General features: G+C 41.0%; 12 protein-coding genes. 3 read left to right on the top strand and 9 right to left on the bottom strand.

The window, feature by feature from the left end; genetic code table 11:
* Nucleotides 1-143 precede the first annotated feature (143 nt).
* The 4 genes from FTT74_RS05170 to FTT74_RS05155 form a co-directional block, all read right to left on the bottom strand.
* On the bottom strand, nt 144-1,403 hold the full coding sequence (locus FTT74_RS05170; RefSeq protein WP_179988654.1) for an OmpP1/FadL family transporter: 1,260 nt from the start codon (nt 1,401-1,403) through the stop codon (nt 144-146).
* A 235-nt stretch (nt 1,404-1,638) separates the two neighbouring features.
* Nucleotides 1,639-1,896, bottom strand: a complete 258-nt coding sequence (locus FTT74_RS05165) for a DNA-binding transcriptional regulator (protein ID WP_004973099.1) — start codon at nt 1,894-1,896, stop codon at nt 1,639-1,641.
* Nucleotides 1,897-2,041: 145 nt separating this feature from the next.
* A complete protein-coding gene (locus FTT74_RS05160; RefSeq protein ID WP_154321263.1) occupies nt 2,042-2,476 on the bottom strand; it encodes a DUF2946 family protein in 435 nt (144 codons plus the stop codon).
* Nucleotides 2,477-2,624: 148 nt separating this feature from the next.
* The gene (locus tag FTT74_RS05155) at nt 2,625-3,032 is read right to left on the bottom strand and encodes a rhodanese-like domain-containing protein (RefSeq protein WP_096900921.1); all 408 of its coding nucleotides are present in this window, start codon (nt 3,030-3,032) and stop codon (nt 2,625-2,627) included.
* Between the two features lie 242 nt (nt 3,033-3,274).
* Between FTT74_RS05155 and FTT74_RS05150 the strand changes: the two genes are divergently transcribed.
* The 3 genes from FTT74_RS05150 to FTT74_RS05145 all read left to right on the top strand — a co-directional run bounded on the left by FTT74_RS05150 (nt 3,275) and on the right by FTT74_RS05145 (nt 4,751).
* Nucleotides 3,275-3,454, top strand: a complete 180-nt coding sequence (locus FTT74_RS05150; RefSeq protein ID WP_004973110.1) for a hypothetical protein — start codon at nt 3,275-3,277, stop codon at nt 3,452-3,454.
* Between the two features lie 254 nt (nt 3,455-3,708).
* Entirely contained in the window at nt 3,709-3,984 is a 276-nt protein-coding gene (locus FTT74_RS13880) for an iron-containing alcohol dehydrogenase (protein WP_253103581.1), read from the top strand.
* A complete protein-coding gene (locus FTT74_RS05145; protein WP_253103578.1) occupies nt 3,945-4,751 on the top strand; it encodes a maleylacetate reductase in 807 nt (268 codons plus the stop codon). Before FTT74_RS13880 ends, FTT74_RS05145 begins: the two co-directional genes overlap by 40 nt.
* Before the next feature lie 74 nt (nt 4,752-4,825).
* On the opposite strand, the gene FTT74_RS05140 is transcribed toward FTT74_RS05145, so the two are convergent.
* From FTT74_RS05140 to dnaE, 5 genes are all read right to left on the bottom strand, one after another.
* On the bottom strand, nt 4,826-6,820 hold the full coding sequence (locus FTT74_RS05140; protein ID WP_004973116.1) for a triacylglycerol lipase: 1,995 nt from the start codon (nt 6,818-6,820) through the stop codon (nt 4,826-4,828).
* 128 nt (nt 6,821-6,948) lie between these two features.
* Nucleotides 6,949-7,851: an ABUW_2363 family tetratricopeptide repeat lipoprotein gene (locus FTT74_RS05135; protein WP_179988653.1), complete on the bottom strand. Its 903-nt coding sequence runs from the start codon at nt 7,849-7,851 to the stop codon at nt 6,949-6,951.
* A gap of 174 nt (nt 7,852-8,025) precedes the next feature.
* Nucleotides 8,026-8,823 (bottom strand): serine O-acetyltransferase, encoded by a 798-nt coding sequence (gene cysE, locus FTT74_RS05130; RefSeq protein WP_004973118.1) that lies wholly within the window; start codon nt 8,821-8,823, stop codon nt 8,026-8,028.
* Nucleotides 8,816-9,664, bottom strand: coding sequence for an RNA methyltransferase (locus tag FTT74_RS05125; protein ID WP_179988652.1), 849 nt, complete (start codon nt 9,662-9,664; stop codon nt 8,816-8,818). The genes cysE and FTT74_RS05125 overlap by 8 nt, the downstream gene beginning before the upstream one ends.
* 28 nt (nt 9,665-9,692) lie before the next feature.
* The gene (dnaE, locus tag FTT74_RS05120; RefSeq protein WP_179988651.1) at nt 9,693-13,256 is read right to left on the bottom strand and encodes a DNA polymerase III subunit alpha; all 3,564 of its coding nucleotides are present in this window, start codon (nt 13,254-13,256) and stop codon (nt 9,693-9,695) included.
* Nucleotides 13,257-13,446 lie beyond the last annotated feature (190 nt).

Raw genomic sequence — 13,446 nt, 5'->3', positions numbered from 1 at the left:
TAGACAAAATGACACCAAATGAGTTTTACTATGATCAGCTACCCCAACAAAACAAGGTGGCTTAACTAGAGCGGAATATCACTTATAAATACGCTTTTAGTTGTTCAAACAAGTGGGACCACCTCTCTCAAGCTATGTAGAATTTAAAAATTCAAACTATATGACACGCCCAAAATATTTTGGCTCATGCTTAAATTGGCTTCGCCACCACCAAAATCAGCGGGGATAGAGTTGTTACCTTGCACTGTTTCTTTGAGTGCGTGTGTATAAGCCACACTTACATTTTGTTGATCATCGAGTCGCCAAGTTGCACCAACACTTAAATGCTCTTGTACCACACCTGGTGCCAAAATATTTAGGAAGGTTTGATCATTTTTAACAGGCTGATCGTTATAGCTATAACCCGCACGTAAAGTCAGTTTTTCTGAGGCTTGATAAGTCGCTGAAATTTTATAGACATTGATGTCATCCCATCCAAAACCAGGACCTTGTGTTGTGCCAAATTTATTGTTTGCGAATAATTGATCCAGTTTATTGCCAACAGAATCTACATCTGAATAATTAATGCGTAAGTAATCTGTCGCGACTGATAAAGCAGGGGTAAGTTGATAATTTAAACCTACACCATAGCTTTCAGGTACGTCAAAATCACCTTGTTTGGCAAATAAACCTTCATATTTCTTAAAGCGGCTGGCATTAATTTTAGATGAATAGCTTGCACTAAGGGTCAGTTTATCATTTGGTTTTGCCGACCAGCCAATACGTGCACCTACGCCGTATGAATCGTCATTGCCACGATCGCTAATTGCCGCACCGTTTGACGAAGCACCACCAAAGACATCACCAGCAAAACCTTGTGCACTAAAACGTTGATATAAAATATTTGCAGCCAAGGCTATAGATTGATTTTCTGCATATTTCCAAGATAAAGCAGGTGAAATAAAGGCTTGGGTTAATGAAATACCTGCGCTTCCTGTATTATCATAAACTGCATAAGGATTATTTTTATAATTGGTATTCATGCCACCATTGCCATAAACCGCAATACCCGCAGTGACTTGTTCATTCACTGGGTGAACATAACCTAGATCTGGAATTACAAAGTATTTACGGCTATTGCCATCATACTGACCATTTGCTCCATAACCATTTCCTGTAATTTCAGACTCACGATCTGGAGAGAAAATAGTTAAACCAGCATCAACACGCTTACCTAACCAGCTCAAACCCGCTGGGTTGCTTGCAATAGTCAAACTGTCCTGAAAATTAGCAATGGCTGTGCCTGCATTTCCTTGAGATTTTACACTATATGCATGCATGAAATATCCTGTTGTTGCAAAAGCAGATGTTGAAAACAAAGGTGCGATAACAGCAATTGAGATAAAAGAAGATAGATATTTCATGAGAATATAGATCGAGTAAAAACAATATATGCGTCAGTATATTGAAAAGTTGTATTCTTGTATTTGAATATAAATTCATATCTTTATTCTATTTTTGAATATAGAGCTATGAAACAGCAAGGGTATTCATTCTATATGTATATCAAAATGATGCTTCAACTCTTTTGACCAAAGAAGCTCCCTTGGGAGCTTCTTTATTGTTTTTCATTGCTTTAATTCATCATCATAAAGTGCTTTATGCCAAGTTTTCTAACACAAATTGTGGCGATTTAATAAATAATCGAATCAATGCTTGAGCAGAACTCGACGGTTGACGGACACCACGTTCCCAACTTTCTAAAGTTCGGGCAGAGATACACAATTTTGCCGCAAGTTCAGTTTGTGAAATATTCATTTTTTGCCGAACTTTAATGATCTGTTGTGCTAAATCCAAACAAGCCGTTTGCTCTACAGTATGATTCACATGATTATGACTGTGTTGAAGCAGATGCATAGTTATCTCCTCCTTAGGGTCGAATAAACAAGTCAATGAGTTATTAAAATAAGTATTGTCCTACAGCTGCATAAATTTGATACTGCAAAATTTACACTTTAGAGTGAAGCAAAGATGGCAACACTGTAAGAAATGATAAGAAAATTCAAGAGTCAAAGTGGGGCGGGGCACGACCTTGTGGCAGAACAAAAAGCGGCTCAGTTTGAAATAGTGTTGGTGTAAACGATGTTTTAAAAGACAAAACCCGAATTTGCGTTCGGACTAAAATTGGTCTGATTTTGTTTTCAAATAATGGTAGTGCAAAACTATAAACTAGACAGTATTCACATTCATGATCTGTATGCGCCGCATCTTCAGATGATGCATGTTCGTGTGAACTTTCAAGTCCGAATGCAACATGAGTCGCAGTTTCATGGTGTGTAGATGAATACGAAGAATGGGGTGCGGTGCGTTCTAAAAATAATGCTTGGGCAATAGTTTCACAGACAGAGGAAAAATGTTGTTTCTCTGGTAATAAAGGCTGTAGGAACACAGCGACTTGTAACAAGATTGCAAATAATCCTAGCAATCTGCCCCACATCATAAACACTGTATCAATCTTTTATTCAATTTATTCATGTAATACTATAACAAAAATGACAATGATAAATATTGAAGTATTACACGAAGTTTTAATTAATATTTAACCTAATATTGAGCATTATTTAAGCATTCAACAGACCCTAGTATCATCTTGTAAAAGAAACTGTCGGAAAACCTGCTTCCAGCCAAGCTTGCATACCACCTTGCATTGAATAGACTTTCTCGAAACCCATTCTTTGTAAGGCTTGAGTGGCAAGTGCAGAACGCGCACCAGTACCACAAAGTAAGTAAATATCTCGTTCAGCCAGATTGGTAAGAGCACGTTCAACATCGCAATAGTGGTTTACTACAGGGTGTTGTGCAATTTTCATTTCTAACATGCCGCGTGGAAAATTCACTGCACGGTCTATTGCACAAGCCTGATGTTCTTCAGGTTCTCGTACATCAATCAAAATAATATCGGGATGTTGCAAATATTTTTCATGCAATTCTTGCACGCTAATTTCTGTAATTTCACTTTTGGCTTCAGTGATTAGTTGATCTGGTGTTTTCATTCATCCACACTCATTTATTTTGAGTTTATATAATATAATATTATATATTTAATAAGATTTTATTATTGTTAGGAAATGTGTCTGATCGAATATCGTTGTGATTTTCTATAAAAACATTTTAAATCAGGTGTTTAAATCCTAATAAAATTTAAGTCATCAATTGATCAAAAAGTCATATCTTATTCAACTATAAGGTATATACTAGATCTAACACTTTTGTTCGATTGTTCAGGGGACGTCAAATGCCTGCAAGATTTTTTGGAATTTTTCTGGGTTTAATTGCAGCGGTATTAATCATTGGTGGATTATTCATCAATATGATCAGTGGTGAAGCTACCGTCGTGGAATACTGGATTTTATTGTTGCTTCCATGTTTTGGTATTCCAATTTTGTCTGCAGTGTGCCTAAAAGAAATAGACTAAGCACAAAAGTATAAGTTTTCTTTACATTAAAATTGATAGATGATTCATCGCATTTAATTTTAATGATCCAAAAGCCCATGCGATCATGGGTTTTTGTGTTTACAGCAAAACAGTTGGTTTTGAGTTTTATTTGAATATTTGCAAAGCAGCGTTGCAGAATTGGGCTGTTCAGCAGCCTAGTCATAGTTAAATGCTATTAAAATCTAAAGACAATATTTAAGTTTAATAACATGTAAGCATTCCATTATCAGGTATTGCCAATCAATGTTCATTTTGGCGTAGGTCATCTGCAAAAAATCCAAGAGATTTTACGATCTTATACCTATAGGCGTATTTTAACTATTGCCACTGCAGGGCAAAAAGCCGCAGGCGAGCGTTTATTGGCACTAATCCAAGACATGGCTGTAGCGGTCTATCCTCATGCGGTGATGCATGTGCCAAAAGAAGTTGCCGATCAAGCCATTCAAGATGTGCAGCGTTTAAAGGTCGATTGCTGTTTGGCACTCGGCGGTGCTCTGCGATTGGTTTAGCCAAAGCAATTGCTTTAGAAACCCATTTACCGATTATTGCAATTCCGACCACTTATGCAGGTAGTGAAATGACTGCGGTGTATGGCATCACCGAAAACCAGCTGAAAACCACAGGCAAAGCAGCTCAAGTTTTGCCTAAAGTAGTGATTTATGATCCTGAATTGACACTCAACTTACCCACTGAAATTTCGGTATGTTCGGGTATGAATGCGATGGCACATGCAGTTGCGGCATTATATGCACAGGATAAAAATCCCATTGTAAGTTTAATGGCGCTAGAGGCGATTACTCAACTGGCACAGGCTTTACCTGAAATTGTGCAAGCGCCTCATAATATGCAGGCACGTGAACATGCTTTATATGGCGCATGGTTGGCAGGTGTGTGTTTGGGTTCGGTGGGTATGGCAATTCATCATAAAATTTGCCATAGCTTGGGCGGACGCTATCAGTTACCACATGCGCAAACCCACGCCATTGTGTTGGCGTATTCAGTGCATTACAACCGACATGCAGATATTGCTGCAATGAATCAACTGGCAGCGGCTTTAAATGTGTCAGATCGGGAACAGTTAGGCTTGGCGATTTATCAGCTTAACCAAAAATTGAATATTCCAATGGCACTTAAAGATTTAGGATTACCCGAAACAGCACCTGCCCAAGTGGCACGTATTATCTGTGATAGTCCATATTATAATCCACGTGAATATGACTATGCCGAATTAGAGGCTTTATTGACCAAAGCCTATTGGGGACAAGCACCGCTATAATGCTGCTAAAAAATAGCATGATAGATAAAAAACCGAAGCCACTTAGACTTCGGTTTTTTATTTGCCGTGACGGATTACGGTTTATACAAGCCTAAATCTTGCAAATGTAATCTAAGAATACGTCGCAGTTCCAATACAGCTTCTGGCGTTTCCTGAATGGAATGTCCGCCTTTAATAATTTTTTCTGAAACAGCGCCATCTAAGTGGGCACTGTTGTAATGCACCACATCGTCATTCATTAACAGATGCTCAGTGCTGTCGGTATTATTGCCAATAATACTGTGATATTTAAATCCTTTGACAGGCAAAATATCTTCAGTTAATTCCGTAAATTTGGAATTTTTACTTAAATCACTCGGTCCATTTTGAATGACGCCATGCCCAATTTCTTTGGTTAGATTTTTTAAATCGACTTCATGTTGCTGCAAGGTATCCGCAAACGCGCTTAAAAATGCAGTCGGTAAGCGAATGACTTTACGTGCTGCAAGGGTGAACCAGCGGTCTGCAAACTCTGTACCTTTATGCGGTGCAGCCAAGAATATTGCACGGTTAAAATTGGTGATGGGTTTAAGGCGCAAACGTGCTTGCAACAAAGGATCAGATTTAAAGCGTTCCAGACGTCGGTTTTTAAGCATTTGCATGGCAGGTTGAGTTAAATCAGTATCGCTGACCAACAAACGTGCCAAAATACCACCCATGCTGTGTCCAATTACTACAGCATCTTTTTTGGCTGCAGCAGAAGGACTGACCTGTTTAAAGCCTTGTTGAAGCAAGGCATAAATTTGGAAACGGCTTTCTAAAATTGGCATATTGGTCGAGTAAAACACTTGCCAGACTTGAAAGTTTTCCCGCAATACAGGATCGCCCATAATATCGTTGGTTAAGCGAATCCACGCTTCGGGGCTACTGGCCAAACCATGAATGAGGACAATGACTTTTTTATTCGGATTATACGGCTCAAGTAAGTACAAATGCGGCATACTGAGTCGTTCTTCACGATCAATTAAGGATAAATAAGCCGATTTACCTAAATTATTTTGCGCTAACCACAAGCCATAAGGTGCAGAAAAGTTAGCTGCAAGCGGGTAGTTCTTTTGTGCAATTTGGGCAGATTCATATTTATACGGATCATAAGCCTTGAGCTTAAAATGCGGCCGATTCAAAATATCTTCAATGGAATTGGCGCTATGTGGTTCTGCAGTGATTGTCGCGGCTAAATAGCGAGCTTGGTGAATATTTGGATTTTTTCCTGCAGGATAATCATATTTTAGCGGATCAATAATATATTTGCTTTTGCTCAGATCATCGTTTGGATTTTCAGGCAATACCACCAGAAATTCAGACCCAAAACCATCACGGCGCGTGACCGAGCGCAAACCCGAAAAGTTCAGGTTATAGGTTGACATCAACTGCTGAATTTTTTGTTGTTTCAGCTGCGGGTAGTACTCAAAATCAATGTCATAAATGCTGTTGCCAACACGAATTTGTTGTTGCAATTCATCGTGTTTATAGCGCAGCGCATAGCTGCTGACCAATTTGGCAATCGCCTGATTATAAAAATCCCGAATTTGGACTTGTCTGTTATCAAAAAGACGGTCTTGCGGCGCACGTTTGGTTTTAAACATGTAGGCGTAACTATAACGAATACTTTGATCGAGCATGTGCAATTGCTGATCTAAACATTGTTCATAATTGGCCTGATGAATTTTTTGTTGTTCTTCCGATCTTTTGCTGTTCAGAATACTGATTTTACAGGACGATGAATTTTCCAGTTCAATCGCTTTCGCTAAATATAATTCACTGGCGGTTGAGAGCAGTTGTTCATCTTGAATTTGCGGGATTTGTTTGAGTGCACTTACACATTCTTCAGGTTTTTCGGCACAAATATTGGCTTCACGTCCTGTCATCGACAAGACATTTAAACTGGCTTCACTCAGTTTTTTGCGCGATAAAATACTATCACGTTCATTGGCAATACTAACTTTTAACGCCTGATTTTTAACACTGACCACCTGACAACCAGACAGCAGTGTTGTACTGAGCAATGCAGCAATCACAATTTTATTCATGGAAAGTCTGGCTTAATTTTTAAGATTTTTTTCCATCATACGTTTTTTTAAAGCTTTTTCAATTGCGTAGAAAGCAAAATAGACCGTCGAAACGGTCTATTTTTAGGTATTTTTGTATCGATTTTTTATTAAGTGCGTGGTGCGATCACTTGCCACACATTCCAGCGACCTTGCTTTTCAATTTCAGCAATCAAACGGTCAGCCACTTCGGCTTCTTGCGGGTATTTGATTTTATAGTTTTTCAAAGTTTGTACTGCATTTTTCTTTTGTTCCATGGCAATATAATTGTTTGCCGCAGACAAATAAGCTTCCTGCACACCTGCTTTCATGGCTTTGTCTAAATAAGGAATGGCTTCACGATGACCGCCACCTTCAGACAGACCGAAACCAAACCAGAAATTCGCTTCGGCATCTTCCTGATTAATTTTTAAGATACGCTGCGCATAGTTAAGTGAGCGTGTGGTGTAAACAGAGCCTAAGTCTAGATTACGTGCCATAACACTGGCTTTAAATGCACGCATCAAAATATCAAAAGAGGCATTTTCATTGGCTGCCAAAGTGTCTAATTGTTGAGTCAATTCTTTGAGCTTTGCCTCGAAACCACGACGTTCCTGACGTTCGCTAAAACGTGGTGGATAGTGACGTGCTTTGCCTTCGACCAATTGTAAGAAGTCATCAATTTCGGTGATGTCAATTTCGTTTTCACCTGCCAAAACTGCAAACTTCAAGCTACGGGCATTGTTATTGACCGTAGGTACAATCAATTTGTTTTGATCTAAGGTAATGCTTTTGCTTGGATCATTTGGGTTAGTAACCACCATTTTAGTCACAGGCTCGGCTGCTGCTTTTTGTAGGTTAATTTCAAATGGTGGTGGGGCATCATAATTAAATGGATTTAAGGCATAGAATGGTGCACTTAATTCAGGTTCGGTAAATACGATAGGTGGTTTTACTTCTTGTTTTGGTGGTGCAACACAGGCGCTAACGAGCGTTGCGGCTAGAATACTGAGTGCCAAAGGCTTAAGGGTCATGGTGTTCTTCCGTTCAATTTATTTTAAAAGTGAGAGGTGATTGTGTCGGATTAAAATATTGCATGTCGGTCAGTCTAAGAAATCTGTTCCGAACATGCAATACAATTGAGGGGGCTTAGTTACACAGTGATACGAAGTTTTTTTAAGTATGTAGGATTGATCAAATAAACAGCCCTATTTACTTTGTGCTTCACACTCACGTCTAACATCTTCAATTATTTTTAATTCTTCTGCACTATAAGGTTGTTCATTTTGCTGTGGGTTTTTAAAGCTTGGGTCAAGTAAAGAGAGACGCTGACATAATAAATTCATACGTTTTTCATTTTGTTCCAAGCGATCTAGTAATACTCGCATGCCGTCCAATACTGGGTCAGATTGGTCCTGCGTTGCTGCATAAGGTTGGAAACCAATACTGGCAGCATAATCACGACGACGTGCTTCCTGATCATCGGCAGGTTTATTTTTCATAATAAAGCGCGCAGGGTTACCCACAGCAGTTGCGCCTTCAGGTACTTCTTTGGTCACAACCGCATTAGAGCCAACTTTGGCATTTTTATGTACGGTGAATGGGCCTAGAATTTTCGCGCCTGCACCGACTACTACGCCATCTTCCAAAGTTGGATGACGTTTGCCTTTATTCCACGTTGTGCCGCCTAAAGTCACGCCATGATATAAGGTGACATCATCACCAATTTCAGCAGTTTCACCAATCACCACGCCCATGCCATGGTCAATAAAAAAGCGACGACCAATTTTTGCACCGGGATGAATTTCAATTCCTGTAGCAAAACGGCTAAATGACGAGAGTAGACGTGCCGACCCCTTGCAGTCTTTGTTCCATAATTCATGCGCCACACGATGCATAATTAAAGCGTGAATTCCTGGATAAGTGGTTAAGACTTCAAGTGTATTTCGAGCAGCAGGATCGCGCGCGAAGACAGCTTGAATGTCTTCTTTGAGCTGTTTAAGCATTAGTTTGATCCTCGTCCTGTGTTGATGTAGATTTTTTCCATGAACCGTTATTCATTGCTTGTACGCGGCTAAAAATACCGCGAAGTAAATGGTATTCCATACGATCTAATTGTATACGTCCGAAAAGCCGACGCAAGCGCAAAGGCAATAATCGTGGATTTTTTGGATCCATAAATTCAATTTCTGCCAGCATTTTTTCTAAATGTGGATAGAACTGTTGCATTTGTTCATGGTTGACCAAAGGTTCATCCCATTGCATCGCTTCAGAATCTGTCACTTGCATCGTCGCTGCAGGATCGGCAATTTTTCCGACAATATCGATGGCAGCCATACGCATTTCATAGCAAATCACTTGAATGGCTTGAGCAACATTGAGCACACCATATTCTTCATTGACAGGAATCGTCACGTGATAATTCGCCAAAGCCAGCTCTTCATTGGTTAAACCACGATCTTCACGTCCAAAAATAATGGCAACATTTTGCCCATGCTGTGCCACAGCATTTAACGACTTTTCTGCCGCAGGGCGTGCATCTAAGAGTGGCCAAGGAATAGTACGACTACGTGCACTGGTGCCAAAGACCAAATGGCAGTCGGCAATTGCATCTTCGAGCTGTTCAACCACTTCAATCTGTTCAATTAAATCGGTTGCACCTGCCGCCAAAGTATCAATATCTGGATGCGGATAGGTTTTTGGATCAACCAAAACCAATTTACATAGCCCCATGGTTTTCATGGCGCGTAAGGCGCTACCGATGTTGGCAGGCAGGGTGGTATTCACCATGACAATACGCACGTGGGAGAGGTGTGCGGCAACAGCTGCATTGTCGGTTTGACTCATAACAAATCCAGATGGGTTAAATTTTTAATTAAGAATATTGATCAACTTCGGTATGGTATAAATCCATAGCATCATCCATGCTCATATCAGCAGGTGGTGGAGCAATCGATGCAGGTTTCGCCACATCGACAGCTTTCGCGGCTTTGGATTTCACTTGATATTCGATATGCAGGCTTTCTTTACCAAAATAGTCACGCAATTTGACCAAGGCTTCATCTAAGGGTGCGATTTTCCACTGAATGCCCAAATGTAATTCTGCAGTGGCATAAGCATAGTCAAGGTGCAATAAAACAGGAATATGCGTGCATAAATCCACATTACAATAAGGCAGCAACATATTTTGTAAGTCTTGACTCAAGGTCTTGCTTAAATGTTCTGCATGCAAGTGAATTTGAATACTATTGGCGCGTTTTTGACGAATTTCATTCAAGCTAAACGCTTTGGTTAAGCGTCCCATTGGGCGGTCAAAACCTTCACGTTCGTAAATTTCGCCTTCAATCACCACCACTTTTTCAGTTTGTACAATATCTTTAAAGCGTTGGAAGCGCTCATGGTTGGCAGATACTTCAATACGTGCCGTACCATCATCTAAAGTGACCACCATCCGATTTGGGAAGTTGGCGACATCCACCACCAAGCCTGCAAAGACGGTGGTCACGCCACGACGGGTTGGCGTCAGTTCATTAATTTTACTTGGAATAAAGGCTTTTAATTCATTGCGATAGACATCAATCGGGTGACCAGTGAGGTAAAGTCCAAGTGTGTCTTTTTCACCTTTAAGTCGGACTTCATCTGACCATGGTTTTACAGGTTTGGCAGGCTTACGTTGTACTTCTTCAACTTCACCAAATAAATCCATGATGCCTGTTTCACGGTTGGAACGTGCTTGTTCCGCCGCTTGTACCGCTTCTGGCAATTGTGCCATTAAACTTGAGCGTTCGATGCCTAAACAGTCTAATGCACCCGCACGAATTAAGGCTTCAAGGGTTCGTTTGTTGATTTTTTTCAAATCAATACGATGACAGAAGTCAAATAAATCGCGGTATGGGCCTTCTTTTTGGCGAGAATCAATCACCGATTGCATGGCTTGTTCGCCCACGCCTTTAATTGCGCCAAGTCCGTAGACAATGGTGCGTTCATCGCTGGCGTGGAAATGATACAAAGACATATTTACCGAAGGTGGTAAAACTTCCAGACCATTGTGGCGACAGTCATCAATCAGGAACACCACGTTATCGGTGTTTTGCATTTCCGACGACATTACCGCAGCCAAGAATTCGGCAGGGTAATGTGCTTTCAGCCATGCCGTCTGATAGGCAACGAGGGCATAAGCAGCCGCGTGGGATTTGTTAAAACCGTAGCCTGCGAACTTTTCCATATAGTCGAAAATATGGTTGGCTGTGGCGGCATCAATGTCTTTTTTCGCAGCACCTTCAATAAAGATTTGGCGCTGTTTCACCATTTCTTCAGGTTTTTTCTTACCCATAGCACGACGTAGTAAGTCCGCACCACCGAGGGTATAGCCTGCACAATACTGTGCCGCCTGCATTACCTGTTCCTGATAAACCATAATGCCGTAGGTTGGTTCAAGCACACCTTCTAGCAAAGGATGCAGATACTCAAACTCGCCACCGTGCATACGGTGAATAAAGTCTGGAATGAGATCCATCGGGCCAGGACGATACAAGGACACGAAGGCAATAATTTCCTCAAATTTGCTTGGGCGTGCTTCTTTCAGCATCTTTTTCATGCCCACGGATTCAAACTGGAATACCGCTGTGGTGTTGGCATTGGCAAAGACTAAATAGGCATCTTTATCGTCCAATGGAATATGGGCAATATCTAGCGGTGTATCGGCTTGGATGCGTTTATTGATATTTTGTACTGCATCTTCAATAACCGTCAGGTTACGTAAACCCAAGAAGTCAAATTTGACCAAACCTGCCGATTCAACATCGTCTTTATCGTATTGTGCAACACGGGCGGTTCCATCAGCATCGCACATAACCGCAGAAAAGTCGGTGATTTTGGTTGGTGCAATGACCACACCACCTGCGTGTTTGCCTGTGTTGCGGGTAATGCCTTCAAGTTTTAAAGCCATTTCCCAAATTTCTGAAGCATCGTCATAGTCTGGGTTAGATGGATTGGTCACCACATCTTTCAGCTGTGGTTCGGCTTCAATTGATTCTTCCAAACTAAGCCCTAAAGGTTTAGTTGGAATCAGTTTAGAAATACGGTCTGCCAAACCATAAGACTTGCCCAAAACCCGTGCGACATCTCGAATCGCACCTTTGGCGGCCATAGTACCGAAAGTGGCAATTTGTGATACCGCATCACGTCCATAGGTGCGTGCCACATAATCAATGACTTTATCGCGTCCTGCAATACAGAAATCGACGTCAAAGTCGGGCATGGATACACGTTCTGGGTTTAAGAAACGTTCAAAGAGTAGTTCATAACGCAATGGGTCTAAGTCGGTAATTTTTAAGCTATAAGCGACCAATGAGCCTGCGCCTGAACCACGACCCGGCCCAACAGGTACGCCATTATTTTTAGACCATTGAATAAAGTCCATGACGATGAGGAAGTAACCCGGGAAGCCCATCGAGTTAATAATATTAATTTCGTATTCAATTCGTTCATCATAAGGTTTGCGAATTTCTGCCCAGTCTTCATCGCGCTGTGTGACAGGATAGAGCACATTTAGACGTTCTTCTAAACCTTGTTTGGATAGGTGCGCGAAGTAGGTATCAATGGTGTGTCCGTCTGGAATTGGATAATCTGGAAGGAAATATTTACCCAATTGCAGCGTGACGTTACAGCGTTTGGCAATGTGATAGCTGTTTTCAATAGCACTTGGAATGTCGGAAAATAATTCCGTCATTTCTGCAGTAGTTTTAAAATATTGCTCAGGACTATACGTTTTAGGACGACGGTTATCCCCTAAAACATAACCATCGGCAATACAAACTCGCGCTTCGTGCGCTTCATAATCTTCACGGCGGACAAAGTGCACATCATTATGTGCCACCACGCCAATATTATATTTTTTAGCTAATTTAACCGCTTCGGCAATAAAAGCATCTTCATCGGGACGATCTGTACGGGTCAGCGCCAAATAGACCCGATTACCAAATTTTTCTATCCATTCTTCTAGCAACGGTTCGGCTTTTTGTGGATTGGACGTGATCAGCATTTTGCCGACATCACTTTGAATGCCGAGTAACAGAATCAGATCATCGGCTTGTTCTAAAATCCATGCTTTATTGACGCAAGGGATATTGAGTTGCTGACCTTCAATATAGCCACGCGACACCAGTTCGGTCAGATTGCGCCAGCCGTGATTGTTCATCGACAATAGCGTCACACGATGATCGGCATCATTTAAACGCAGCACTGAACCTAAAATCGGTTTGATGCCTTGCCCCAAACATTTGCCATAAAACTTTACGGCAGCGTGTAGGTTAGAGAGATCGGTCAATGCCAAAGCAGGCATTTCTTCATTGACTGCAGCTTTAATCAAGTCAGGTATGCGTACAATCGACTCGGTAATCGAAAATTCTGTATGTATACCTAAATGAACAAAGCGCATGAATCAGTCCCTTAAAAAATCACGGGTTATTTTAGCATGCTCTGCTCAAGACAAAACATGCTGCAAAGTTTTTCCTACGGTTTTCGATGACCTAGACCGTATATCAAATTTTCAGTTTTTGGGATGTTGATATGGTGTGAATCAAGCATGCATGGAGAAGGAGTACGGTTTTAACCCCTTACATGCTCTT

The sequence above is a fragment of the Acinetobacter sp. YH01007 genome, assembly GCF_013420425.1.
GTDB classification, from domain to species: domain Bacteria; phylum Pseudomonadota; class Gammaproteobacteria; order Pseudomonadales; family Moraxellaceae; genus Acinetobacter; species Acinetobacter towneri.
This window is presented reverse-complemented; position numbering and strand designations above follow the sequence as displayed.

Bases quoted from the DNA above. Each gene is read 5' to 3' on its own strand.
- FTT74_RS05170 (WP_179988654.1), bottom strand. From the start codon at position 1,403: ATGAAATATCTATCTTCTTTTATCTCAATTGCTGTTATCGCACCTTTG.
- FTT74_RS05165 (WP_004973099.1), bottom strand. From the start codon at position 1,896: ATGCATCTGCTTCAACACAGTCATAATCATGTGAATCATACTGTAGAG.
- FTT74_RS05160 (WP_154321263.1), bottom strand. From the start codon at position 2,476: ATGTGGGGCAGATTGCTAGGATTATTTGCAATCTTGTTACAAGTCGCT.
- FTT74_RS05155 (WP_096900921.1), bottom strand. From the start codon at position 3,032: ATGAAAACACCAGATCAACTAATCACTGAAGCCAAAAGTGAAATTACA.
- FTT74_RS05150 (WP_004973110.1), top strand. From the start codon at position 3,275: ATGCCTGCAAGATTTTTTGGAATTTTTCTGGGTTTAATTGCAGCGGTA.
- FTT74_RS05140 (WP_004973116.1), bottom strand. From the start codon at position 6,820: ATGAATAAAATTGTGATTGCTGCATTGCTCAGTACAACACTGCTGTCT.
- FTT74_RS05135 (WP_179988653.1), bottom strand. From the start codon at position 7,851: ATGACCCTTAAGCCTTTGGCACTCAGTATTCTAGCCGCAACGCTCGTT.
- cysE (WP_004973118.1), bottom strand. From the start codon at position 8,823: ATGCTTAAACAGCTCAAAGAAGACATTCAAGCTGTCTTCGCGCGCGAT.
- FTT74_RS05125 (WP_179988652.1), bottom strand. From the start codon at position 9,664: ATGAGTCAAACCGACAATGCAGCTGTTGCCGCACACCTCTCCCACGTG.
- dnaE (WP_179988651.1), bottom strand. From the start codon at position 13,256: ATGCGCTTTGTTCATTTAGGTATACATACAGAATTTTCGATTACCGAG.